Annotated in this window: 24 protein-coding genes; 23 read left to right on the top strand and 1 reads right to left on the bottom strand. The window is 57.6% G+C overall.

Annotation, left to right across the window (positions count from 1 at the left end; translation table 11 throughout):
• Positions 1-29 precede the first annotated feature (29 nt).
• The 22 genes from BCS37_RS07550 (at position 30) to BCS37_RS07445 (ending at position 20,648) form a co-directional block, all read left to right on the top strand.
• The gene (locus tag BCS37_RS07550; RefSeq protein ID WP_069180874.1) at positions 30-1,475 is read left to right on the top strand and encodes a DUF438 domain-containing protein; all 1,446 of its coding nucleotides are present in this window, start codon (positions 30-32) and stop codon (positions 1,473-1,475) included.
• Between the two features lie 93 nt (positions 1,476-1,568).
• Positions 1,569-1,934, top strand: coding sequence for a YlxM family DNA-binding protein (gene ylxM / locus BCS37_RS07545; RefSeq protein ID WP_069180873.1), 366 nt, complete (start codon positions 1,569-1,571; stop codon positions 1,932-1,934).
• Positions 1,931-3,307, top strand: a complete 1,377-nt coding sequence (ffh, locus tag BCS37_RS07540) for a signal recognition particle protein (protein WP_069180872.1) — start codon at positions 1,931-1,933, stop codon at positions 3,305-3,307. Before ylxM ends, ffh begins: the two co-directional genes overlap by 4 nt.
• A gap of 39 nt (positions 3,308-3,346) precedes the next feature.
• Positions 3,347-3,622 carry a 30S ribosomal protein S16 gene (rpsP, locus tag BCS37_RS07535; protein ID WP_006691519.1) on the top strand — a complete coding sequence of 92 codons (276 nt, stop codon included), beginning with the start codon at positions 3,347-3,349 and terminating at the stop codon, positions 3,620-3,622.
• A gap of 83 nt (positions 3,623-3,705) precedes the next feature.
• Positions 3,706-3,933, top strand: a complete 228-nt coding sequence (locus tag BCS37_RS07530; RefSeq protein ID WP_006306836.1) for a KH domain-containing protein — start codon at positions 3,706-3,708, stop codon at positions 3,931-3,933.
• A 68-nt stretch (positions 3,934-4,001) separates the two neighbouring features.
• Complete coding sequence (locus BCS37_RS07525; RefSeq protein WP_006691520.1) at positions 4,002-4,412, top strand: YlqD family protein; 411 nt, start codon at positions 4,002-4,004, stop codon at positions 4,410-4,412.
• Positions 4,384-4,902, top strand: coding sequence for a ribosome maturation factor RimM (rimM, locus tag BCS37_RS07520; RefSeq protein ID WP_069180871.1), 519 nt, complete (start codon positions 4,384-4,386; stop codon positions 4,900-4,902). Before BCS37_RS07525 ends, rimM begins: the two co-directional genes overlap by 29 nt.
• Positions 4,903-5,011: 109 nt before the next feature.
• Entirely contained in the window at positions 5,012-5,488 is a 477-nt protein-coding gene (tsaE, locus tag BCS37_RS07515) for a tRNA (adenosine(37)-N6)-threonylcarbamoyltransferase complex ATPase subunit type 1 TsaE (RefSeq protein WP_069180870.1), read from the top strand.
• Positions 5,469-6,188 carry a tRNA (adenosine(37)-N6)-threonylcarbamoyltransferase complex dimerization subunit type 1 TsaB gene (gene tsaB / locus BCS37_RS07510; protein WP_069180869.1) on the top strand — a complete coding sequence of 240 codons (720 nt, stop codon included), beginning with the start codon at positions 5,469-5,471 and terminating at the stop codon, positions 6,186-6,188. Before tsaE ends, tsaB begins: the two co-directional genes overlap by 20 nt.
• Positions 6,185-6,673 carry a ribosomal protein S18-alanine N-acetyltransferase gene (rimI, locus tag BCS37_RS07505; RefSeq protein ID WP_069180868.1) on the top strand — a complete coding sequence of 163 codons (489 nt, stop codon included), beginning with the start codon at positions 6,185-6,187 and terminating at the stop codon, positions 6,671-6,673. Before tsaB ends, rimI begins: the two co-directional genes overlap by 4 nt.
• Positions 6,636-7,658 (top strand): tRNA (adenosine(37)-N6)-threonylcarbamoyltransferase complex transferase subunit TsaD, encoded by a 1,023-nt coding sequence (tsaD, locus tag BCS37_RS07500; RefSeq protein WP_069180867.1) that lies wholly within the window; start codon positions 6,636-6,638, stop codon positions 7,656-7,658. The genes rimI and tsaD overlap by 38 nt, the downstream gene beginning before the upstream one ends.
• 142 nt (positions 7,659-7,800) lie before the next feature.
• Positions 7,801-9,852: a BglG family transcription antiterminator gene (locus BCS37_RS07495; protein WP_069180866.1), complete on the top strand. Its 2,052-nt coding sequence runs from the start codon at positions 7,801-7,803 to the stop codon at positions 9,850-9,852.
• A gap of 204 nt (positions 9,853-10,056) precedes the next feature.
• A complete protein-coding gene (locus BCS37_RS07490) occupies positions 10,057-11,955 on the top strand; it encodes a PTS mannitol transporter subunit IICBA (protein ID WP_069180865.1) in 1,899 nt (632 codons plus the stop codon).
• Positions 11,956-11,977: 22 nt separating this feature from the next.
• Complete coding sequence (locus tag BCS37_RS07485) at positions 11,978-13,129, top strand: mannitol-1-phosphate 5-dehydrogenase (RefSeq protein ID WP_069180864.1); 1,152 nt, start codon at positions 11,978-11,980, stop codon at positions 13,127-13,129.
• Positions 13,130-13,230: 101 nt separating this feature from the next.
• Positions 13,231-14,220 carry an aldo/keto reductase gene (locus tag BCS37_RS07480; RefSeq protein WP_069180863.1) on the top strand — a complete coding sequence of 330 codons (990 nt, stop codon included), beginning with the start codon at positions 13,231-13,233 and terminating at the stop codon, positions 14,218-14,220.
• Positions 14,221-14,460: 240 nt separating this feature from the next.
• Positions 14,461-15,102, top strand: a complete 642-nt coding sequence (locus BCS37_RS07475; protein WP_069180862.1) for an ABC transporter ATP-binding protein — start codon at positions 14,461-14,463, stop codon at positions 15,100-15,102.
• Positions 15,059-15,715, top strand: coding sequence for a heme exporter protein CcmB (locus BCS37_RS07470; protein WP_069180861.1), 657 nt, complete (start codon positions 15,059-15,061; stop codon positions 15,713-15,715). Before BCS37_RS07475 ends, BCS37_RS07470 begins: the two co-directional genes overlap by 44 nt.
• Positions 15,716-15,728: 13 nt before the next feature.
• Complete coding sequence (ccsA, locus tag BCS37_RS07465) at positions 15,729-16,346, top strand: cytochrome c biogenesis protein CcsA (protein WP_069180860.1); 618 nt, start codon at positions 15,729-15,731, stop codon at positions 16,344-16,346.
• Positions 16,339-16,713 carry a cytochrome c maturation protein CcmE domain-containing protein gene (locus BCS37_RS07460; RefSeq protein WP_069180859.1) on the top strand — a complete coding sequence of 125 codons (375 nt, stop codon included), beginning with the start codon at positions 16,339-16,341 and terminating at the stop codon, positions 16,711-16,713. Before ccsA (BCS37_RS07465) ends, BCS37_RS07460 begins: the two co-directional genes overlap by 8 nt.
• The gene (gene ccsA, locus BCS37_RS07455) at positions 16,710-18,842 is read left to right on the top strand and encodes a cytochrome c biogenesis protein CcsA (protein ID WP_069180858.1); all 2,133 of its coding nucleotides are present in this window, start codon (positions 16,710-16,712) and stop codon (positions 18,840-18,842) included. The genes BCS37_RS07460 and ccsA (BCS37_RS07455) overlap by 4 nt, the downstream gene beginning before the upstream one ends.
• Before the next feature lie 26 nt (positions 18,843-18,868).
• The gene (locus BCS37_RS07450; RefSeq protein WP_006691541.1) at positions 18,869-19,351 is read left to right on the top strand and encodes a cytochrome c3 family protein; all 483 of its coding nucleotides are present in this window, start codon (positions 18,869-18,871) and stop codon (positions 19,349-19,351) included.
• Positions 19,344-20,648, top strand: coding sequence for an ammonia-forming cytochrome c nitrite reductase subunit c552 (locus BCS37_RS07445; RefSeq protein ID WP_009656116.1), 1,305 nt, complete (start codon positions 19,344-19,346; stop codon positions 20,646-20,648). The genes BCS37_RS07450 and BCS37_RS07445 overlap by 8 nt, the downstream gene beginning before the upstream one ends.
• 69 nt (positions 20,649-20,717) lie before the next feature.
• On the opposite strand, the gene BCS37_RS07440 is transcribed toward BCS37_RS07445, so the two are convergent.
• Positions 20,718-21,515: a sulfite exporter TauE/SafE family protein gene (locus tag BCS37_RS07440; protein ID WP_069180857.1), complete on the bottom strand. Its 798-nt coding sequence runs from the start codon at positions 21,513-21,515 to the stop codon at positions 20,718-20,720.
• A gap of 253 nt (positions 21,516-21,768) precedes the next feature.
• Between BCS37_RS07440 and BCS37_RS07435 the strand changes: the two genes are divergently transcribed.
• Positions 21,769-23,205, top strand: coding sequence for a carbon starvation CstA family protein (locus BCS37_RS07435; RefSeq protein WP_069180856.1), 1,437 nt, complete (start codon positions 21,769-21,771; stop codon positions 23,203-23,205).
• The last annotated feature ends 108 nt before the right edge of the window (positions 23,206-23,313 follow it).

Below are 23,313 nucleotides of genomic sequence, written 5' to 3'. Positions count from 1 at the left end.
AGCATTTGATATATAAAGGAGCTTTGACGATGGAGAAGATACTGGATCTGAAAAAGACGGTCGCCGAGTTGGTGGAGGAGAATCCCGAAGTCAGTGAGATCATGGCGGGGATCGGCTTTAAGGAGATTACAAATCCCGTCGCACTGAATGTGATGGGGCGTATCATGACAATTCCGCGCGGCGCGGCGGTGAAGGGGATCGAGCTCTCGAAGGTCATCGCGGCGTTCGAGGAGCGTGGATATCAGGTCATCAGTGATGATGCGCAGTCGCGGCAGGGGCGCATTCGGAACTTCATCGAACGCCTGTCGGGTGGTGAGGATCTCGACTCCGTCCGCAAGGACTTCGTGGAGGAGTTCAGTCACGTTGACGCACAGGAGATCATGACGGCGGAGCAGACCCTCATCAAGGAGGGCATGCCTGTCAGTGAGGTGCAGCGTCTCTGCGATGTGCATTCGGCGCTCTTTCACGGCGTGGCGAGCGAACCGCCGCCGGGGGCGCTCTCGCATGACGAGATTCACGCACAGGCGGCATCGGTGAATCCCGACGACATCGACGCGCTGCCCGAGGGGCATCCGCTCACGATCCTGCGTGCGGAGAATGCGGCACTCGACGCGCTGCTCGACACGATTGAGGGCGAACTGGACGGCGCAAAGCGTACGGATGTCATGCTCCAGCACATTCTCGCGCTCGGTGATGTGCGCTCCCACTACATCAAGAAGGAAGAACTGCTGATGCCGATTCTCTACGATTACGGTGTCACGGGACCCTCGCAGGTCATGTGGGGCATCGACGATGAGATGAAGCGCGAGCTCGCCATGATTATCAAGGCGCTCAAGGCGGACGAAGAGACGCTGCCCATGTATGAGGCACGGATCCGTGCACTCACGCAGCGCGTACGTGAAATGATCTTTAAGGAGGAGAAGATTCTCTTCCCGCTCAGCCTGCGCTATTTCACGCAGATGGAATGGTATCGCTGCTATCACGATCTGCCGGACATGGGCATCTCGTTCGGCGTTCCGATTCCCGCGTGGGCAGAGGCGCAGCCGTGGCTCGATCAGGAGGCAGCGCGTCTCGCACAGTCTCAGGTGGGCGGGAAGCTCCAGTTTCCGACCGGTGAGCTCTCGATGGAGCAGCTGACAACGATTCTTCAGCTGCTGCCCGTGGATATCACGTTTATCGACAAGGATGATGTCGTCCGCTTCTTCACAAACGAGGGGCAGGTGTTCACGCGTCCGCTGTCCGCACTCGGGCGCGACGTGATGAACTGCCACCCGCCCGAGATCATCCCCGTGGTGCGGAATCTGATCGCGGACTTCAAGGCGAAGAAGCGCACGCAGATGATCGTGCACCGCTACATCCGCGAGCGTCCGATCCGCGTGCACTATCAGGCAATGTACGATGCGGCGGGCGCGTACATCGGCACGGTCGAGTTCGTGACCGACCACGCAGAGCCGCTGGAAAAATTCCGTCGCTAAGAGACAAGATAAAAGAGCCTGTCAAGAAAAATACTTGACAGGCTCTTCGTTTGTCGCTATAATTCCACCAGTGTTTAGAAACAGGTGATGTGCATGGAGCGACTTTACGAGCTCGCACGGCTGTATGACCTCTATGGAGGACTTCTCACGGGAAAGCAGCGCGAGTGTCTGCGTCTGCACATCGCAGAGGACTTTTCCCTCGCGGAGATCGGCGAGGAGCTGGGCATCACGCGGCAGGCGGCGCATGACAATATTCGCCGCGCAGAGCGTGCGCTCACGGAGATGGAGGAGACACTCGGACTCCTCGCGCGTCAACAGGCGCAGGAGCACGCACTTACTGCGATCTGTGCAGAGCTGCGTGCACTCAGAGAACCGATTGCGTCCGCCGATGTGCGGCGCATCGCGGACGAACTGGAACAATACACATCACAGGATGATACGAAGGAGGTGGGAGAATGATCTTTGAGAATCTGTCCGATCGTTTGCAGGGGATCTTCAAGAAGCTGCGCGGACATGGAAAGCTGACCGAGGACGATGTGAGCGATGCCATGCGCGAGGTGCGGATGGCACTCCTCGAAGCAGACGTGAACTTCAAGGTCGTCAAGGACTTCGTCAAGCGCGTGAAGGAGCGTGCCGTTGGGCAGGAGGTGCTCGACACACTCACGGCGGCACAGGCGGTCATCAAGATCGTTGACGAGGAACTGACCGCGCTGATGGGCGGGACGGAGAGTCGTCTCAACATCAGTCCGAACCCGCCGACCGTCATCATGCTCGTCGGCCTCCAAGGCTCGGGTAAGACCACATCGGCGGGCAAACTCGCGCTCATGCTCAAGAAGCAGGGCAAACGCCCGCTGCTCGTCGCGGACGACATCTATCGTCCCGCTGCGATCAAGCAGCTCGAAGTGATCGGCGAAAAGGTCGAAGTGCCCGTGTTCTCGCAGGGACAGGAGGATGCCGTCGCCATTGCGCGCGCGGCAATCGGACATTCTGCCTCGCATGCGAACGATGTCGTCATCATCGATACGGCAGGACGTTTGCAGATCGACGAAACGCTGATGCAGGAGCTGCGCGACATCAAGGCGGCGGTAAAGCCGCACGAGATCCTGCTTGTCGTCGATGCCATGACGGGACAGGAAGCCGTCAACGTCGCACAGTCCTTTGATGAATCGCTCGGGCTGGACGGCGTCATCATGACGAAGCTCGACGGCGATGCACGCGGCGGTGCCGCACTCTCGATCAAGGCGGTCACGGGCTGTCCCGTGAAGTTCGTCGGCATGGGCGAGAAGCTCGAGCCGCTTGAGGTGTTCCATCCTGACCGCATGGCATCACGCATTCTCGGCATGGGGGACGTGCTCTCCCTCGTGGAGAAGGCACAGGAGAACTTCGACCTCGAAAACGCGAAGAAGATGGAGGCGAAGCTTCGCAAGAATGACTTCACACTCGACGACTTCCTCGATCAGCTGCAGCAGGTGAAGAAGCTCGGATCGCTGAATAGCATCCTCGGCATGATTCCGGGGATGGGCAATCTCAAGAAGAAGCTCGGCGATCAGGAGCTTGATCTCGACGGCAAGGAGATGCGTCAGCTTGAGGCAATTATCCGTGCGATGACACCGAAGGAGCGTGCGGATATCACGATCATCAACGGCAGCCGCCGCAAGCGCATCGCTGCGGGCAGCGGAACACGCGTGCAGGATGTCAATAAGCTGCTCAAGCAGTTTGGCGAGATGCGCAAGATGATGAAGAAAATGAAGAAGATGAAGGGCAAGGGCGGAATGCCCTCCATGCCGTCACTCGGTGGTATGGGGCTTCCGAAGATGCCATTCTTCAAATAAATACACAGTAAATAACACACAACGAAAGGTGGTGAAATTATGGCAGTCAAGATTCGTTTGAACCGCATGGGTGCGAAGAAGAATCCCTTTTATCGCATTGTGGTCGCCGACTCGCGTGCACCGCGTGACGGTCGATTCATCGAGATCCTTGGAAACTACGATCCGTCGAAGCAGCCCGCTGTCGTCAGCATTGACGAGGAGAAGGCAATCGACTGGATGAAGAAGGGCGCACAGCCGACCGACACGGTCAGGAACCTCCTGAGCAAGAACGGTACGATGGCGAAATTCGCCGAGGCAAAGCGTCAGAAGGACTGACAAATACAGTGCGTGCGCGGGGGACTCCACCATTTCGGTGAGCTCTCGCGGCGTGCGTATTGCGATGAGGAGAGACGACCGGCGTGAAAGAGATAGTCGAGGTTATCGCAAAATCCTTGGTCGATCATCCGGAAGCTGTCGTCGTTGACGAAACGCAGGATGATCAGGAGATCATATTGAGACTTCGTGTGGCAGAGGATGACATGGGTAAGGTCATCGGCAAGCAGGGGCGCATCGCAAAAGCGCTGCGCAGTGTTGTCAAGGCTGCCGCGACGAAGGAGAATAAGAGGGCAACGGTCGAGATCGGCTGATGTGCAAACGGCGTGCGTCTCGGACGGTCGCCGTTTTTGCATATTTGTTGCAATAGGAGAAATACAGAGTGGATACAATCACAATGAAGGTGCCTGTCACCGTCAAGGCAAAGCTGACGGAGAAGCTGCGCGCAAAGATGCTCAAGGAGATGGAGGAAGGTCTCAGCCGTGCGGAGCTCGAGGTGCAGCAGCTCGGCATCCAGGAGAAGCGCGTCATGCAGGAGGCGGAGCAGGGCGAGCTGACGCCGCAGGCGATCCAGCACATCAACGCGATCCGTCAGGAGCGTCAGCGTCGTCTCGACTACATCGAGGAGACGACGGCACACCGCGAGGAGCTGCAGAAGTTCGTCGAGGGTGCGGAAATCGTGCAGGGCACGCTTGAGCGTCTCGTCAAGGCGAAGGTCGGCGACGATATGCGCGAGCTCATGAACGTCGAGATTCTGGTGGAGGATGACAAGATTGTCGCCATCCGTTCCTGATGCAGGCAATGAGCGGATCGTCATCGGACGCGTCGGTGCGGCGCACGGGATTCACGGCGAGCTGCGAATCATTCCGCTGACGGACTTTCCCGAGCGTTTTCCTGCGCTGCGCGAGGTTATGGTCGGCGATGAGCTGCTGCACATCGAGAGCGTCAAGCCGCAGGGGAAGAACTTTCTCATGCGTTTCCGTGAGTACGCTGTCCGCGAGGACGCGCAGAAACTTACGGGGCGGCTGCTCACGGTCGCACGCGCAGAGGCGGCACCGCTCGATGAGGGCGAGTACTACGTCTTTGATATCGTGGGGCTGACGGTGTACGATGAGGAGGACAATGAGCTCGGCACGGTCGAGAATGTTCTCCGTACGGGCAGCAACGATGTCTATGCCGTGCGCAGTGAGGATGGGCGCGAAATTCTCATTCCAGCCCTGCGTGCGGTTGTACGCGAGATCGATGTGCCGGGCGGGCGCATGACAGTACGATTCCCACAGTAAGCGGACGGGGAGAACATCTCTCCGCTCCGCTTTTTCTTTGCGGAAAACCTTGTAACATGTTATAATGTACCAAAAGTTTCTATTTTTTTCACGCATAAGGGGATAGAATATGCTCACCTGTATCACGCATTCTCCCGAGGAGACTGCGCATTTAGCGGGAACGATCGGTAAAATCATCCACGAGGGAACAGTTATCTGCCTCGACGGGGAGCTTGGGGTGGGCAAGACGCTCTTTGTGCGTGCGCTTGCGCGGACGCTAGGCGTGGAGAGCGATGTGACGAGCCCAACGTTCAACCTCATGAACATCTATGAGGCGGCATGTCCCATTGTGCATTTTGACCTCTATCGAATCGAATCCGAGGAGGAACTGGAAGACATCGGCTTCTATGAGTACGTTGAGGCGACGGAGGGCATTGTTCTGATCGAGTGGGCGGAGAAATTTCCCGATGCGATGCCTGAGGATCGCGTGCAGGTGAACATCGCGGCACTGGACGGGGAGGAGCGGCAGTTCACCTTTGCCGCCGAAGGGGAGTTGAGTACGGCTCTCTTGGAGGAGTTGAGCGATATTGTCAATCCTGAGCATTGATACCTCCTCGCAGGTCTCGAGTGTTGCCGTTCTGTCGGCGGAGCGCGTTGCGGCAGAGATCAGCATGCAGGGAGCACTGACGCACTCGGAGACGCTGATGCCGCACATCGAGACGGCACTCCGTATGGCGCGTGTGGAAAAATCTGAACTTGAGGGAATCGCCGTCAGCATCGGTCCCGGCTCGTTCACGGGGCTGCGCATCGGACTTGCGTCGGCAAAGATGATGGCGTACGCCCTGCACATTCCCCTCATCGTAGTACCGACACTCGAGGCGCTTGCCCATCACTATATCTGTGAGGGTGTGCGCCTCGTTCCTATGATGGACGCGCAGAAAGGAAATGTCTATGCGCAGGAATTCATGTGGGAGGCCGGGCTGGATGGATTGCACCTAAGAGAGACGCATGTACTCTCCATCCTTCCTCTGACGGAGGTCATCGCGGGATTGGAGAATGCAGAGCAGCCTGTGATTTTGCTCGGCGATGCCATGCAGAAGAAAACGACGCTCGCACTTCCGGCAAATGTGCGCCTTGCTCCGATTCATGCGCGGATGCCGCGTGCGGCGTGTGTAGGGCTCGCGGCACTCACGCGGTTTGCACGCGGGGAGATGGACGATCCCGTGACCGTTGCACCGCTCTACCTGCGCCGCAGTGAGGCAGAGGTGCTCTGGGAGAAGCGGCATGGTACGGAGAGAGCGCAGTGATTCACTTTCGTACACTGTTGCCGGAAGACGCAGAGGCCGTGGCTGCCGTCGAGCGTGAGAGTTTCCCGACACCGTGGTCGCGTGAAGATTTCTGGCGCGAGGCGTCGAATGACTTTGCCTGCTATATCGTTGCGCTCGAGGATGCGGAAATCATCGGCTTTGGCGGCTGCTGGATCTCGTTCGAGGAGGCGCAGGTGACGAATATCGCGCTGACTTCCGCACAGCGCGGCAGAGGGCTTGGGAAAGATCTCATGACGCGGCTGATGTGTGCGGCGGCTGCGCGCGGTGCGGAGCGCATGACACTCGAGGTGCGTCCGTCGAATACGTCTGCGCTGCGCCTCTATGAGGGGCTGGGCTTTGCAGCAATCGGTGTGCGCAAGAAATACTATCAGGACAATGACGAGGACGCGATCCTGATGTGGCATACGAAATTGAAGGAATTTGCAAATGAAAGATGTGCAGGAGAAACTGACGCTCGGGATTGAGACGAGCTGCGACGAGACCTCGGCGGCGGTGCTGCGCGGGACACGCGAACTCCTCTCGTGTGTGATCGCGACGCAGATTCCGATTCATCAGAAGTACGGCGGCGTTGTGCCCGAGATCGCCTCACGCAACCACATTTTGAGCATACTGCCCGTCGTCGAGCAGGCACTTACGGAGGCGGGGACAGAGCTCGCAGAGATCGACCAGATCGCCGTCACCTATGGACCAGGGCTCGTCGGGGCTCTCCTCGTCGGCGTGTCGGCGGCGAAGTCGCTCGCGTTCTCCCTCGGTGTGCCGCTCATTGGGGTCAATCATCTCGAAGGGCACATTTTTGCGAACTTCCTTGCGTCCGAGGATCTCAGACCGGCCTTTATGTCGCTCGTCGTCTCGGGCGGGCATACGGCACTCGTCGATGTCGCGGATTACGAGACGTTCCGCCAGATGGGCAGGACGCGTGACGATGCGGCGGGCGAGGCGTTTGACAAGGTGGCGCGTGTGATGGGGCTGCCGTACCCCGGCGGCCCCGAGATCGACAAGCTTGCCCGTGAGGGGGATCCCACCGCGATCGACTTTCCGCGTGCACTCGCGCAGGAGGGCAACTACGAATTTAGCTTCAGCGGACTGAAATCCGCCGTGTTGAACTACATCAACAGCGAGCAGATGAAGGGTCATGCACTGAACAAGGCGGACATCGCCGCCTCGTTCCAGTCCGCCGTCGTCGAGGTGCTCGTGCACAAGGCGTTTGAGGCGATTCACGAAGCGGGGCGCGATACCCTTGTCCTCGCGGGCGGTGTTGCGGCGAATAAGTCCCTTGAGACACGTCTGCGTGAGACGGCAGCGGCGGAGGGCATCCGCTATCTTTATCCGCCGCCGCGCCTTTGTACGGACAACGCTGCCATGATTGCCTGTCGCGGTGCGTATCAGGCGGCGGCAGGGAAGTACAGTGACCTCTATCTGAACGCCGTGCCGGGACTGGATTTTCAGTAAAACAATATTGGGCTGATGTGTGATGCATCGGCTCTTTTTATTTGTCCATAAGTCCTCATGACAAAGGGCAAGGTCTTTTCGTTGCAAGTATGAACGTCGTTCGTTATAATAAAAATGTCAACGGTCGAAAGGAGGCGGGCAGATGGAGCTGACGGCACGTATGCGGGCGATTCTGTCCGCTCTCCTCTCAGCAGACGGCTATGTACCCGCCGAGCGCATCGCCTCTGCCCTCGATGTCAGCGCACGCACCATTACGCGTGAGATGCACGGGCTTGAGATGGCACTGATGCCGTACGGCATTACACTTCTCAGGCGCACGGGCGCGGGCTTTATGCTGACGGGGGATAAGGCAGATCTAACGCGGCTAAGGACGCAGATCTCCAAGGTAAATGTACGCGGGGAGTTGACCCCCGATCAGCGGCGTTCGATTCTCGTGACGCGTCTCCTCATGGCGGATGAGCCGCTCAAACTCTTTGCTTTGGCACGCATTCTGGACGTGACGGACAGCACCGTCAGTCACGATCTCGATCGGCTTCAGCCGTTTCTGGCGGAGCAGGGAATCACGCTTGTACGCCGTCCCGGACTCGGGGTTTACGTCGAGGGGGCGGAGCGGGACATCCGCAGTGCACTCGTCCGCATCATTCACGACTGTATGGATGAAAAGGAGCTGCTCGCACTCGTCGCCGACGACGGTGTGGAGGGAGCGGCATCAGCAGCGGACCGGGCTCTGCTCGGTCTCGTCGACGGGGCACAGATACGGATGATTGATGATATCGTTGCCGAGGAGACGCAGGGGCGGGATATCCCTGATACTGCGCGTGTCGGGCTGGTCGTCCATCTTGCGCTTGCCGTGCGGCGCATGCAGCAGCACGATGCGATTGTGATGGATGCAGGGACGCTCGGAGAGCTGCGCCGCACGGAGGAATTCGCGGCAGCGCGCATGATTGCGGCACAGTTGGGCAAAGTATTTGCGCTCTCCGTCCCCGAGGCAGAGATCGGCTACATCACCATGCACCTCCTCGGTGCGCGCGGCACGGCTCTTCCTGCAGGGGCAGGGCGGGTGGATAACTTCCGCCTCGTACAGATTGCGCAGTCGATCATGCGTCTTGCCTCCGAAAAGAGCGGTGCGCCCCTCATCAGAAGCCGTACACTGCTCTCCGGTCTGGTGAATCACCTCGCCCCGGCACTGCATCGGCTGAAACTCCACATGGATATCCGCAATCCTCTGCTCGCACAGATGGAGGCGGAGCATCCGGAACTCATGGAGCTCGCACGGTACTCTACGCGCATGATGGAGGAGGAGGTTGGGACACCGCTCCCCGCCGATGAGATTGCATACATTGCCATTCACATCGGCGCAGCACTGACGGAGGCGGGTGGGGATCGCCCCGTTGTGCGCGTGCTTGTTGCGTGCCCTACGGGACTTGGGACGAGCCGTCTGCTCGCAAGCCGCATCCGCCGTGCCTACGAGCGCATCCGCGTGGTGGGGGAGCTCTCCTCCCTCGCGCTCACGGCGCAGGAGATCACACGCCGCGCCGTGGACTTCGTTGTATCGACCGTTCCACTCCCGCCGCTTCCCGTGCCCGTCGTCGTCGCGAGTGCGTTTCTGACCGCATCCGATCGGGCACGGATCGACGCTGTACTCGCCGCTTGTGTGCCGCAGTCCGCCATTGAGACGCAGGAAAAGCCGCAGTTCAGCGAGGCGATGGCAGAGATTCATTGCCTGAGCGGTGCGATTTATGAGCTGCTTACGGGCTTTCGACTGCGTGTCGATGTACGGGTGCAGACACTGCCGCAGCTGGCAGATGCGGCAGCGCAGCTCCTTATATCGGAGGGGGCGGCTGATGTTGCAGCGGCACTTCTCAGACGTGAGGAAATTGCGCCCACATGGGTCGCGCCGCAGATGATTTTGCTTCACACAGAGACAGCTGCGCTGCGCACACCGCAGTTCGGCGTTCTTCGTCTCGCTCAGCCGCTTCCCTACGGTGCGGACGCAGTACGTACGGCACTCGTCATGCTTGCTCCGACAGAGACGGCGACGGCAAAGCAGCTTCTTGGGACGATCTCGGTGCAGACTGCGGAGCGTCCGAGCTTCAAAGATATCCTCGCATATGGGGACGCGGATGAGATACGCCGTGCACTGGAATACGTTTTTGAAGAGCATTTCCGTGAAAGATTGGAAGAGCTCTTGTAGATAATTTTTTGGGGTCTATTTATAGGGAAGCACTGATAAATTCAGCCACGCCATCTTGACGCATCTTTTTTGCCCGCACTGCGTCGGCAAATCCTCCACATAGCTTTGGCTATGCGTCCGGTTTGCCTCCTTGTTCGGACGAAAAAATCTACGCCAATCTGACGGACTTCATTTTATCAGCGATTCCTTAGAAGGGGGATTATGATGGGTAAACAAGGTGGAGGTGCACAGGAGGCCATGCAGAAATTTGGCCGCTTCCTGTCCGGAATGGTGATGCCGAACATCGGCGCATTTATCGCATGGGGCTTTCTGACGGCACTCTTTATCCCGACGGGGTGGATGCCGAACGAATACCTCGCACAGGTCGGCGGTCCGATGAGCAAGTGGCTGATTCCTCTGCTGATCGGCTACAGCGGCGGCGCAGCAATCTATGGACATCGCGGCGGTGTCATGGCGGCGATTGCCACGTCCGGCATCATCGCGGGCTCGGACATCCCGATGTTTCTCGGCGCGATGATTATGGGACCTCTGGGCGGCTATATCATCAAGAAATTTGACGATGCCATCCGCGACAGCATCCCGGGCGGCTTTGAGATGTTGGTCAACAACTTCTCGCTCGGCATTCTCGGCGGCATCCTCGCGATGATTGCCTACGCCGTTGTCGGCCCCGTGGTCGGCGGTGCGAACGACATCCTGCGCAGCGGCGTGGAGGGAATCGTTGCAATGGGGCTTCTGCCGCTCGCATCCATCATCATCGAGCCGGCAAAGGTCCTCTTCCTCAACAACGCGCTCAACCACGGCGTGCTCAGTCCGCTCGGCATCCAGCAGGCGCAGGAATACGGCAAGTCCATGTTCTTCCTGCTTGAGGCAAACCCGGGTCCCGGTTTCGGCATCCTGCTTGCGTACTGGCTCTTTGGCAAGGGGATGGCAAAGTCCTCCTCGCCCGGCGCAATGATCATTCACGTTCTCGGCGGTATTCACGAAATCTACTTCCCGTACATCCTCATGAAGCCGATACTCATCGTTGCGGCGATTGCGGGCGGTATGTCCGGCGTGTTCACCCTCGGTCTCCTCGGCGGCGGTCTGATTGCACCGTCCTCCCCAGGCTCGATTTTCGCGATCATCGCCATGACCCCGAACGGCTCGGCACTCTTTGCAAACCTCTCGGCGTTCGCCGTTGCAACGGCGGTTTCCTGCGCGGTTGCCTCTGTCTTTATCAAGATGTCGAAGGATGTCGAGGAGGATTCTCTTGAGTCGGCACGCGAGAGTATGGCGGACATGAAGAATCGCGGCAAGGATCTCCCCGCAGAGAAGAAGGTTGCGGGCAAGGATCTGAAGGTTATCGTCTACGCCTGCGACGCGGGCATGGGCTCCTCCGCGCTCGGTGCTGCGGCACTCCGCAAAAAGCTCAAGAAGGACGGCTACACGGACATCTCCGTCACGAACTGCGCCATCGGCGCAATTCCCGGTGAGGCACAGCTCGTCATCTCGCATGAAAAGCTCGCGGAACGTGCACTTGCAGACTCGCCGCAGGCAGAGCACATCTGGGTGCGCGACTTTACGCAGAACAATGTCTATGAGATTGTCACCGAGCGTTTGAAGGAAGCTCATGTTGCGGCAGATGTGCCGGCATCCGATGCGGAAGCCGAGGCGACGGATACCGTCAGCGCGGGCGTTCTGCTCAAGGAGAATGTCAAGGTCGGTCTCCCGAGCGTCAGCCGCGAGGATGCAGTCACGGCAGCGGGCAGGATGCTTGTGGCGAGCGGCTACGTCGACGAGGGCTATGTGCAGGGAATGCTGAATCGTGAGCAGGATCTCTCGACCTACATCGGCAAGGGAATTGCGATCCCGCACGGAGAGAATGCGGTCAAGGATACGATCAAGAAGACGGGCATCGTCGTCTGCCAGTATCCCGAGGGCGTCAAGTTCGGCGATGAGACGGCACATCTCGTCATCGGCATTGCAGGCGTCGGCAACGACCACCTTGCCATCCTCGCGAATATTGCCACCATGGTCGGCGACTATACGGATGAGCAGCTCGCAGAGCTCTTCAAGACGAAGAGTGTCGAGCAGTTGTACGAAGTCTTTACGAAGGCGGACTGAAGAAACCTGAAAGGAGATTTCGATGAAACAGGCAATTCATTTCGGCGGCGGCAACATCGGCCGCGGCTTTATCGGGGAACTGCTCGTGCGTTCGGGCTATGAGGTTACATTTGTCGATGTTGCGGAGACACTGGTTGACGAGATCAACGCGCGCCGCTCCTATGACATCGAGGTGGTCGGCAGCGATCCGAAGACCATTCACGTCGAGCACGTCAAGGCGATCAACAGCAATGTGAACCTCGATGAGCTGCTGGATGCATTTGTCACGGCAGATATCGTGACCACCGCCATCGGACCAAACATCTTGAAGTTTATTGCGCCGAATATTGCAAAGGGGCTTGCGCGCCGCGTCGAGAAGAACGCGACGCCGCTGAACATCATCGCGTGCGAGAATATGGTCGGCGGCTCGACCGTTCTCAAGAACTTTGTCTACGAGCACCTTGCAGACGATGTGAAGGAGAAAGTCACGCGCTGCATCGGTTTCCCCGACGCTGCCGTCGATCGCATTGTGCCCATCCAACACAACGAGGATCCGCTGCTCGTGAAGGTCGAGCCGTTCTGCGAATGGGATGTTGACCGCAAGGGCGTGGTCGGCGCAGAGCCGCAGATCGAGGGGCTGACGTGGGTGGACAATCTCGAAGCCTACATCGAGCGCAAGCTCTTCTCCGTCAACACGGGGCATGCCTCGATTGCCTACATGGCATATCTGAAAGGCATTGAGGACATCGCATCGGCGATGAAGGACGAGGAGATCGTCGCATTCGTTCGCCGCGTCTGGGCGGAGACGAGCGAACTGCTCATCGAGAAGTACGGATTTGACCGTGAGAAGCACGCGGCATACATCCGCACGGCAGAGGAACGGTTTAAAAATCCGCATCTTTCCGACGCTGTGACGCGCGTCGCACGCGGGCCGAAACGCAAGCTCGGCGCAAAGGATCGTCTCGTCTCCCCGGCAGTGCAGCTCATGGAGCGCGGCAAAAAGCCCGAGGCTCTGGCAACCGTCATCGCCGCCGCCCTCCATTTCGACTTCGCGGATGATCCCGAGGCAGTCGAGGTACAGAGCTTCATCAAGGAGAACGGCATTGAGAAGGCGATCACGCACTTCACGGAGATTCCGGCAGACTCTGAACTTTTCAAACTCGTTGTAGAGAAGAATGCAGCGTTGAAGAAGTAAACTGCATCAAAAAGAATCGCGGTACAACTTTGTGCCGCGATTCTTTTTGGCTTGACCGTAGGAAAGGAGAGGCGTATGATGATGAAAATGGAGGTAAGCAAATGAACTACCGCAAACTTGGAAATCTTACCGTTTCGTCGGTTGGACTTGGCTGCATGGGGATGAGCCAGAGCTATGGCGCACCCGCCGACAAGAAGGAGATGCGTGAGCTGATTGCCGCTGCCGTGGATATGGGCATCACGCTCTTTGACACGGCGGAGGCATACGGAACGCCCGATGATCCGCATGACAATGAGAAGCTGGTCGGTGCGGCACTTGCACCTTATCGGGACAAGATTGTGCTCGCTACGAAGTTTGGTATCCATTTCGATATGAGCCTGCTGAAAGAGGGCAAAAGCCCGATCGTCCCAAATGCGCGTCCCGAAGTGATCCGTGCGTCTGTGGATTCGTCACTGCAGAGACTTGGCACGGACTATATCGATCTCTACTACCAGCACCGCGTTGACCCGCAGATCCCTGCCGAGGAGGTCGCGGGTGTAATGGGGGATCTGATAAACGAAGGAAAGATTCGTCACTGGGGTATCTCCGAGGCGACGGAGGAGGACATTCGCCGTGCACACACTGTCTGTCCGCTCACGGCAGTGCAAAACCGTTACTCGATGATGGCGCGTGCATACGAATCCCTCTTTCCCGTGCTCGAGGAACTGAACGTTGGATTTGTCGCGTTCTCTCCGTTTGCAAACGGTGTGCTCACGGGAGTCTACGACAAATCTTCCGTATTCGCGGAGGGGGATATGCGTGCGCGGATGCCCCAGTTCAGTGCGGCAGCAATGGAGGAAAATAGTCAGCTGCTCGCACTTCTTCAAAACATCGCTGAGGAGAGGGGGGCGACATGCGGGCAGATCGCACTCGCATGGATGCTCTGCAAGAAGCCGTACATCGTGCCAATTCCGGGTACGCGTAAGTATTCGCGTCTTGCAGAGAATGCAGGTGCGGCAAACATTGTACTTACGGCTGAGGATGTTGCTGCGATTGATGCACGTTTGGAGACGATTCCAATGTCGGCGGTTTTTGGCATCATACGAAAGTAACAGTGATAAATATCACTGCATGGTGATAGATTTTATATATACTGAAAAAACAATGAAGAAGCGGTCGGAATTTCACGATGAAATTCCGACCGCTTCTTACATGCCTAATTATCAGTCGATATGAACGATATTCAACTTTGAAATAGCCTACAGCTATAGAAAAGACTAATATAAAATATGTATTTCATTTTTCTTTCATACCCGTGCTAAAATAAACCAGAGTTATGGAAGGGATAGCATATGATTGAAATTCGTTTGAACGAGGTCAGTCAAATGTTTGAAGGGCGTGAAGTCCTGCATCAACTGACACATTCCTTTCATGGCGGCTGTGTAACAGCGGTTGCGGGCGCGAATGGCAGCGGAAAATCAACGCTTCTGCGTCTCGCAGCACGGCTCATGCTTCCAACATCCGGGATGATTGATACGCTTCTGGATGGTACACCTGTCAATGGAGCAGACTACCGCAGACTGCTTGCAATGGCGACACCGGAGATGGAGCTGTATACGCGCCTGACGGTGCGGGAGAATCTCAGCTTTCTGCTCTCCGCACGCGGGGTTTCATGTGAGGAGGCATATTTGCAGGAGCTTCTCGCGCGTGTCGGACTGCCCGCAGAGGTTCTGCCACGTATGACAGGGCAGCTCTCGACGGGGATGCGCCAGCGCGTACGGCTCGCCGTCGTTCTCGGTACGGATGCCGAGGTGTGGCTGCTCGATGAGCCGGGGCTTGCTCTCGATGAACAGGGGCGTGCTCTGCTCCTCAGTGAGGCTCGTGCAGCGGCGAAGAGGGGGCGGCTCATCCTGTGGGCGACGAATGAACCGGAGGAAAGGAAGGCGGCGGATGCGTGCTTCGATCTTACGAGCGGCTCTGAATGTCGCCCGTAAAGAACTCCTCGACGGCATCCGTCTCCGCGCCGGCTATGTGACGATGGGGATGTTCGCACTGACGGTGATTGCCTTTCTGAGTATGTCGCTCGCGTGGGGGACGATGGATGTCCGCCTTGCGTCGGCACTCCTCTGGATTGTGATTTTCTTTGCGGCGACGCTGCAGGGAGAGCGGCTCTTTGCGGAGGAGGCTGCGGCGGGCACGCTGCTCTTTTTGTGGATCTACGTTCCGGCACAGGCGGTGCTCTTCGGCAAGATGGCGGCGCATTTCATTACGCTTGTCGTGCTTGCCGCACTCGTTTTTCCTCTTGTTGTCATTCTGATGGATGCACCGCTTGTCCTCAACGCCTGCTTCGTTGGCACCTTGTTTTTAGGGCTATGGGGCATGGCGGCAGCAGATACGCTGCTGGCGGCAGTCGCAGCAAATGCGAGTGTACGTGGGGGGCTTGTTCCCGTCCTGCTGCTTCCGTCCATGCTGCCGATTCTCCTGCCCGCGATCTCTCTCTCGGCAGGTGAGGGAGAGCCAGTGCTCCTTGGCGGTATGCTGATCTATGATATGGCGCTCACGGTGGGCGCGTCGATGTTGTTTGATTCTCTCTGGATTGAGAGTTAGAGATGGGGGTCTCATGCTTGCCGGGGTGATTGCCGCTCTGACAGTGGCTGTGCTCTACGCCGTGTTCTTCGTCGTCCCCCCTGCTGAGGGGCTGGGCAACTACGTCCGCATTGCATTCTTCCACATTCCGTGTGCATGGGTCTCGGTCATTGCGTTCTTCTGCGCAGCCTACTGGGGCGCACGCTATTTGAAAACACGCAATCTTCGCTATGATACAAAAAGTGCGCGGTCTGCCTTGCTCGGATTGCTTTTTACCCTGCTTGCCACGGCAAGCGGGGCGGTATTTTCAAAGCTTACATGGGGCGCGTATTGGAACTGGGATCCGCGGCAGACGACGATCTTTGTTCTGCTCCTCATCTACGGAGCATATGTTACACTTCGTATGACGATGCGGGATGAGCGTGCACGCGCCTCCTCGTCGGCGGTCTACGCACTCTTTTCCTTTATTGCAGTTCCGTTTCTCGTCTTTATCCTGCCGCGCATGTTCTTCTCGCTGCATCCGTCGCCCGTTCTCAACGGGGCAGGACGGCTCGATATGGACACGGTAATGCTCGGAACACTCGCGCTGTCGCTGCTCGATGTGACACTTATGTATGTTTGGCTGATGAAACGGGGGGATCGTCATGCGTAAATACTTCTTCGTCGTACTGATTCTTGGATTTATCGGATATGCGGGATACTTCTTTGCGGACTCCGTGACCCCCTACGTCAGCGTTGCGGAGGCGCGTACCTCCGAGCGGAATGTGCAGGTCAAGGGGCTTCCGGACGACACTGTCGAGCCGCACATGGAGAACAATATGTTTGTGTTCTCCATCTCCGATGAGGATACGGGCGAGACGATGCTCGTCCGTTACAAGGGGGTAAAGCCCGATAACTTCGATGAAGCATATCACGTTGTCGCGATTGGAAAATATACGGGTGATGCGTTCGCAGCGGACAAGCTGCTCATCAAATGCCCGTCGAAATATGAGGCGGAAAAAGGAAAGGTTCGTGTATGATCGGAACGTTATTCTTGGGTGCGGTTCTGTTCTTTGCCCTTGCTGCAGTGTTCTGTGAGACGCAGGGAAAAACAACCGAAGGACGGATCTGTGCGGCCCTGGCGGGCCTTGCCTCGCTCAGTGCAGCGGCGTTCCTCTTCGTCATTATCCTGAACGATGATTTCAGCTACACCTACGTTATCAGTTACTCCTCCATCAGTTTGCCGCTGCTCTATAAGCTCTCCGCATTCTGGGCGGGGCAGCAGGGCTCGTTTCTCCTCTGGCTCGTGATTCACGCCGTTGTCGGTGTTCTGATTGCCCGTGAGGGACGGATGACAGCGACGGGGCGCACGATCTACCACGCACTTACCGCGATGCTCGTTCTCCTCGTCCTCTTTAAGAGCCCATTTGCTCCTGCAGAGACTGTTGCCATGGACGGGCACGGAATGAATCCGCTGCTGCAGGATCCGTGGATGGCGGTGCATCCACCAATCATCTTTGTGGGCTACGCGCTGCTCGCCGTCCCCTTTGTCTACTCCATCGAGAGCATGATAAAGGCACCGATGGACGGCAGTTTTCTCGCTCCGATGCGCCGCTGGACACTCATCGCGTGGGCATTCCTCGGAGCGGGCATCTTCATCGGCGGTTACTGGGCGTATAAGGTACTCGGGTGGGGCGGCTACTGGGGCTGGGATCCCGTGGAGAACTCCTCGCTTGTCCCGTGGCTGCTCGCCTGTGTTCTGCTTCATCTGATCTCTGTTGCGCGTGGGCGGCGCGGGGCGTTTTACCTCGTTCATCTTGCGGCAACCTTCTCCTACGCATTCGTCCTTTACGGGACATTCCTCACGCGCAGCGGTATTCTCGGTGATTTCTCCGTGCACTCCTTTGCGGGCTCGGACATCGGCCTCTACATCGCCCTTGCCAATGCGGCTGTCCTGCTCTTCGGGCTCGGCGTTCTGATCGTTCGGATTGAACGTTTGCCGAAGGGGGCGGTCTACGAGCAGCACCGCAGCCGAGACTTCCTCGTGCTGCTCGGGATGCTTCTCATCGTATTCATCGTCGCTATCGTATTCTTCGGAATGTCCATGCCGCTCATCTCCGGGCTGCTCGGAGAGAGTGCGGCGGTCGATACGAGTTACTATGTGCGTACCTCGCTGCCGATTGCGGTGCCGCTGGCGCTTCTCATGGCACTCGGCGTACTTCTGCCCTACGGCAGTGGACGCGTCGCACGGCCTGTGTGGATCTTCGTGATCTCCGTGGGCGGCGGCGTTCTCGCGGGGCTGGTCGGAGTCACGGATATTCCGTCGGTTCTGCTCTCCACCTTTGCCCTCCTTGCCGCACTTGCTGCCATTGAGGCATTTCGCCGTCAACGCATTGGTCTGGGCGGGATGGTTGCCCACGTTGGCACGGGACTTGCGCTGCTCGCCTTTATTCTCTCGGGGTCGGGCAGTCAGACAACGACGGTCACACTCATCCCTGACGAGCCGCAGGAGGTCTATGGACACACGATCATCTATCGTGGACAGTCCTTTGCCGAGAGTGGCAGTGAGAAGTCCTACCGCTATGAGGTGGACGGAAGTCTGTGCGAGGCAGTGACAAAGCTGCGTGCAAACGGTGAGGATGCGGCACGTGAGCCTGCAATTGCAAGAAGCCTTGCGGGCGATCTCTATATCGCACCGTCGCCGACTTCGGCGGAGCGTGACGAGCTGATTCTTCATCGCGGCAAGACCGTTATGGGGATCAACGACTATGCTTACCGCTACGAATCCATCGCATTTGAGCCGCAGGGCGGCGGCAAGACCCTCGTCACGGCGCAGATTGCGCTGACGGACGGCGAGGAAGTCGATGATGCCGCACCCACGATCCTTGCGACGGAGACGGGGGGGACATCCCAGCCGATCGAAGTGATGAACGGCAAGTTCCGCATTCGTCTCACGGGTGTCTCGGCGGATGAACGCGACATACGGATCGAGATCCTGCCCTCTGTGGCAGAGGAGGCGGCACTTCCCGTTCCCGCCTCGGTCAGTACGAAGCCCGGCATCTCCATCCTTTGGCTCGCCTGTGTTCTTGTGACTGTCGGTGGTCTCCTGGCAGCCACGCAGGTGGTAAGTCCCGTCAAAGGAGGTGGATCGGAAAAGCGGTCTGAGTGAGAAATCATAGAAGGGAGGAAGGACACATGAATTTGAAGCAGTATGCAAAGGAGCATACGCTGCGCTGTATCATCGGTGCGTTTCTCGTGGGACTGTTCGCCGTCGGCGGCGGCATGCTCATGGACAAGGCCTCGGCATCGCCGAAGTTCTGCGGTATGTGCCATGCCATGCAGCACGAGGCAAAGACACATGCCATGTCCACACATGCGGACATCGCCTGTGTGGAGTGCCATCTGCCGCACGACAATATTGCCGTTTACTATTTTGAAAAGGGCAAGACAGGCATGCATGACACGCTCCATCAGGTACTGAACGACTATCCCGTACATATCAAGATCTCCGATCACGGACGGGATATCGTGAATGCCAACTGTCTGCGCTGCCATACATCGACCATGGGATCGGTATGTCTGGACAGGGGCAAGGACGGAAATGCAAACTGTACGAAGTGTCACAGTGGTATGCCGCATGGTTCCAATCCTTTAGAAGGGGGGATAAGAGTTGAGTAACAGAAAGAAAATCATCGCGGGTGTTGCCGGCGTCTGTGCCCTGTTCTTTGGATTCGTCGCCGTTCGCATCGGCGCACACCCGAACGATGACAGCATCAAACGCGTGCAGATCCAGGGCGACACCGCTGCCAAGATCGGCAAAGAGGCGTACAAGGACGCCTATCCGCTCCAGTACAACTCGTTCATGAAAAACAATGAGGAATCTCCGTCGCCCACAGGCTACGGCGGCAGCATGGAGGGCAACAGTCATCTGGAGCACCAGCCCGAGATGCTTGAGAACTTTAAGGGCTATAAGTTTGCCATCCAGTATGACGACGACCGAGGGCATACGTATGCGGGCTACGATCTCCTGCATACGAAGAGGCTTCCGGGACAGAAGGGGAGTTGTCTACAGTGCAAGGGTTCGTATGTTTATGATGTGTACTTCAAAGAAGGTGGATGGGCGTATGCATCGAAGCCGTTTGATGAAGTTGCGGCTCCCATCACGATGGATGAGTGGTTCGGCTGCTCGACCTGCCACGATCCCGAGACGATGGAGCTGCGCGTCTATCAGCAGGGCTTTATCGAGTCGATGGCAAGACGTGGTGTTGATGTCAACGCTGCCACGCACAATGATATGCGTGCCTATGTGTGCTCGCAGTGCCATACGGAGTACTACTTCACCGCCGAGGATGGTCGTGTCGCACATCCATACGAGAACGGTCTGGATGCCGAGTCCGAGTATCAGTACTACCAGTCCGGTCAGGCAGGCGGATTCAAGGGCGACTGGATGCACCCCGACTCCAAGACGATGATGCTCAAGGCGCAGCATCCGGAGTTCGAGACGTGGGCGACGAGTGTCCATGCCGATGCCGGTGTTACCTGCGTGGACTGCCACATGCCCTATATGCGTGACGGCGGCAAGAAGTACACCTCGCACTGGATGACGAGTCCCTTGAAGACGACGAAGGAATCCTGTCTGAAGTGTCATGACGAGAGCGAGGAGACCCTCGTGGCACGCGTCAAGACCATTCATGACAATACGTTCAAGATCCAGCGCATCGCAGGCCAGACGGTCGCACGCGCACATCGCACGGTCAAGGCTGCGATGGATGCAGGTGTACCCGATGCAGCACTCGAGGATGCACGCGCGAAGATTCGCGAAGCACAGTGGTACTGGGATTGGGTTGCCGCCGAGAACGGCATGGGCTTCCATAACCCCGACAAGATCATGCGTACCCTTGGGCTTTCGATTGATCTCGCACATCAGGCAATCGAGTCCGCCGAGGGAGCACGCCACGGCTTCCAGCCGCTCTGATCGGAGCACGACGAGACCAAAAAAGAATCGCCTCATGTTGGGGCGATTCTTTTTTACGTTCGTTTTGTTTTACAGCATCCCGCTCATCCAGATGAGGCGTATGCCGAGACCGAACATGGCGAGGGAGAGAAGGACGAGGATGACCTTGGACTTCGTCTTCTGTGAGATGGCAGCGCCGATCTGCGCACCGACGGCGGCACCGATGGAGATGCAGATCGCAGGTGTCCAGATGATGTGATTGAGCAGGAAGTGACTGACGACACCGAACGCCGCCGAGCAGGCAAGGACGAAATGCGAGGTCGCCGTCGCCATGTGTACGGGGAAGCCGAGCAGGTAGACCATGAGCGGCACATGGATCACGCCGCCGCCGATGCCGAAGATGCTCGAGATGAAGCCGACTCCTGCGCTTGCGCCAACGCCGAGCGAGCGGTTGAACGTGAAGTTCGCGGGCAGTGTGTGGACATCCGCATGTTTCTTGTGCGTGGCATTCCAATACATGAGCAGTGCCATCACAAGCAGGAATGAACCGTATGAGACGTACAGCATCGGTCCCGTGAAGTCGTCAACGATGTACGAGCCAAGAAATGCGCCCGGCAGCGTCGCGAGCGCGAACGGCACAGCGGCAGGGAAGTAGACGCGCTGCTGACGGACGTAAGCAATCGTCCCCGAGAGGGCATTGGCAAACACAATCACAAGCGATGTTCCCGTGATCTGTGCTGCCGTGTGAAAGTACGGATAGACACCGCCGTCCGACAGGAAGAAGATAAAGATCGGCACGCAGATCAGACCGCCGCCGATGCCGACGAGCGTCCCGAACGTTCCGACGAACAGCCCTAAGATTAGAAAGAGAAGAATATCAAGACCCATAGGAAAACCTCCCAAAGTACGGGGAAGCCTGCAAATTAGGCTTCTTAAATACATTGCCCATTATAGCACAAAGGAACTATTAGACAAGGGGAAGAACTTGTGATATGATGAGCGCAAAGAAGCCCATTTGCTATTTTAGGGACTTATTTAGGGGAGCTTCTTTGACATTATATAGGAAGGAGGGTCGGGGAATGGGGCACCGGAACGGATCGGTGCGTAATTATAGGAATACAAAGGAAAGAAGTGACAACGTATGGTTACATTTCTTGGTGCGCTCGCCACACTCATCATAGGCTACATGGTCTATGGTGCAATCGTGGATCGGGCATTTGGACGGACGGGGGAGGTTGCTCCTGCGATTCGGCTGGAGGATGGAGTGGATTACATCCCCCTGCCGACGTGGAAGGTGTTCCTCATCCAGCTGCTCAACATCGCAGGCCTTGGACCCATCTTCGGCGCACTCGCGGGCGCACTCTGGGGACCGAGCGTCTATCTCTGGATCGTCTTTGGTACGATCTTTGCGGGCGGCGTGCACGACTATCTCTCGGGTATGATCTCGTTCCGTGAGGACGGCAAGAGTCTCTCGGAAATTGTCGGCAAGAATCTGGGGCACATCATGCTCCAGATCATGCGTATCTTCTCGATCGTCCTGCTCGTTCTCGTCGGTGTTGTCTTTATGACAGGCCCTGCGATGCTCCTTGCAAAGCTCACGGGGCAGGAAATGCTCATGTGGCTCGGCGTGATCTTCATCTACTACACAATGGCGACACTCCTGCCGATCGACAAGATCATCGCGCGGTTCTATCCGCTCTTTGGCATCTGCCTGATCGTCATGGCGCTCGGCATCATGGGCGGTATGCTCTTCGGCATCGGCGGTCACATCATGCCGGAGATGACACTCGAAAACCTGCATCCGAAACAGCTGCCGATCTGGCCGCTGCTCTTCATTACGGTCGCCTGCGGCGCGGTCTCGGGCTTCCACGCTACGCAGTCGCCGATCATGTCGCGCTGCCTCAAGGATGAGCGTATGGGTCGCCCCGTGTTCTACGGTGCGATGGTTGCCGAGGGCATCATCGCTCTCTGCTGGGCTGCAGCGGGCGCGACCTTCTATGATGGCACGGCAGGGCTCGGCGCGGCACTCAAGGAAGCAGGTCCCGGCGGTGTCGTCTATGAGATCTGCAACGGCTTCATGGGCGTTGTCGGCATCGGCGGTGTGAGCATCGGTGCAGTTCTTGCCATGCTTGGCGTTATCGCCTGCCCGATTACCTCCGGTGATACGGCATTTCGTTCCGCGCGTCTGACGCTTGCGGACTGGCTCAACATCCCTCAGAAGGAGGCTCCGAAGCGTCTCCTCATTGCGGTTCCGATGCTCGGCATCGGTCTTGTACTCTCGCAGATGGACTTCTCCATCATCTGGCGTTACTTCTCGTGGGCGAACCAGACCCTCGCAATGATTACGCTCTGGATGGGGACGGCATATCTCTACCTGCATAAGCCGGGCTCGTATGCCTACGTTGTGGCACTTGTGCCTGCGATCTTTATGTCGGCGGTTACGACGACCTATCTTCTGCAGGCGCCCGAGGGCTTCGGTCTGCCGACCAACATCACCTATCCGGCGGGCATCGGCTTCGCAATTCTCTTCACGGCACTTTTTGTCCGTGCATACATTTTGCGCAAGAGAACGGTTTAAACGTCTGCGCTTTTCAGACCGCCGTACGATGGTACGGCGGTTTTTCTTGCAAATATTAGATTTTATGGTAATATAGTACTATATTGGCAACGGAATGACAGCCGTTCG

This window comes from Selenomonas sp. oral taxon 920 (assembly GCF_001717585.1).
Lineage (GTDB): Bacteria > Bacillota > Negativicutes > Selenomonadales > Selenomonadaceae > Centipeda.
This window is presented reverse-complemented; position numbering and strand designations above follow the sequence as displayed.

What these genes read in the sequence shown, in the direction of transcription:
- BCS37_RS07550 (WP_069180874.1), top strand. Translation starts at nt 30, where the DNA reads ATGGAGAAGATACTGGATCTGAAAAAGACGGTCGCCGAGTTGGTGGAG.
- ylxM (WP_069180873.1), top strand. Translation starts at nt 1,569, where the DNA reads ATGGAGCGACTTTACGAGCTCGCACGGCTGTATGACCTCTATGGAGGA.
- ffh (WP_069180872.1), top strand. Translation starts at nt 1,931, where the DNA reads ATGATCTTTGAGAATCTGTCCGATCGTTTGCAGGGGATCTTCAAGAAG.
- rpsP (WP_006691519.1), top strand. Translation starts at nt 3,347, where the DNA reads ATGGCAGTCAAGATTCGTTTGAACCGCATGGGTGCGAAGAAGAATCCC.
- rimM (WP_069180871.1), top strand. Translation starts at nt 4,384, where the DNA reads ATGACAAGATTGTCGCCATCCGTTCCTGATGCAGGCAATGAGCGGATC.
- tsaE (WP_069180870.1), top strand. Translation starts at nt 5,012, where the DNA reads ATGCTCACCTGTATCACGCATTCTCCCGAGGAGACTGCGCATTTAGCG.
- tsaD (WP_069180867.1), top strand. Translation starts at nt 6,636, where the DNA reads ATGAAAGATGTGCAGGAGAAACTGACGCTCGGGATTGAGACGAGCTGC.
- BCS37_RS07495 (WP_069180866.1), top strand. Translation starts at nt 7,801, where the DNA reads ATGGAGCTGACGGCACGTATGCGGGCGATTCTGTCCGCTCTCCTCTCA.
- BCS37_RS07490 (WP_069180865.1), top strand. Translation starts at nt 10,057, where the DNA reads ATGGGTAAACAAGGTGGAGGTGCACAGGAGGCCATGCAGAAATTTGGC.
- BCS37_RS07485 (WP_069180864.1), top strand. Translation starts at nt 11,978, where the DNA reads ATGAAACAGGCAATTCATTTCGGCGGCGGCAACATCGGCCGCGGCTTT.
- BCS37_RS07480 (WP_069180863.1), top strand. Translation starts at nt 13,231, where the DNA reads ATGAACTACCGCAAACTTGGAAATCTTACCGTTTCGTCGGTTGGACTT.
- BCS37_RS07475 (WP_069180862.1), top strand. Translation starts at nt 14,461, where the DNA reads ATGATTGAAATTCGTTTGAACGAGGTCAGTCAAATGTTTGAAGGGCGT.
- BCS37_RS07470 (WP_069180861.1), top strand. Translation starts at nt 15,059, where the DNA reads ATGCGTGCTTCGATCTTACGAGCGGCTCTGAATGTCGCCCGTAAAGAA.
- ccsA (WP_069180860.1), top strand. Translation starts at nt 15,729, where the DNA reads ATGCTTGCCGGGGTGATTGCCGCTCTGACAGTGGCTGTGCTCTACGCC.
- BCS37_RS07460 (WP_069180859.1), top strand. Translation starts at nt 16,339, where the DNA reads ATGCGTAAATACTTCTTCGTCGTACTGATTCTTGGATTTATCGGATAT.
- ccsA (WP_069180858.1), top strand. Translation starts at nt 16,710, where the DNA reads ATGATCGGAACGTTATTCTTGGGTGCGGTTCTGTTCTTTGCCCTTGCT.
- BCS37_RS07450 (WP_006691541.1), top strand. Translation starts at nt 18,869, where the DNA reads ATGAATTTGAAGCAGTATGCAAAGGAGCATACGCTGCGCTGTATCATC.
- BCS37_RS07440 (WP_069180857.1), bottom strand. Translation starts at nt 21,515, where the DNA reads ATGGGTCTTGATATTCTTCTCTTTCTAATCTTAGGGCTGTTCGTCGGA.
- BCS37_RS07435 (WP_069180856.1), top strand. Translation starts at nt 21,769, where the DNA reads ATGGTTACATTTCTTGGTGCGCTCGCCACACTCATCATAGGCTACATG.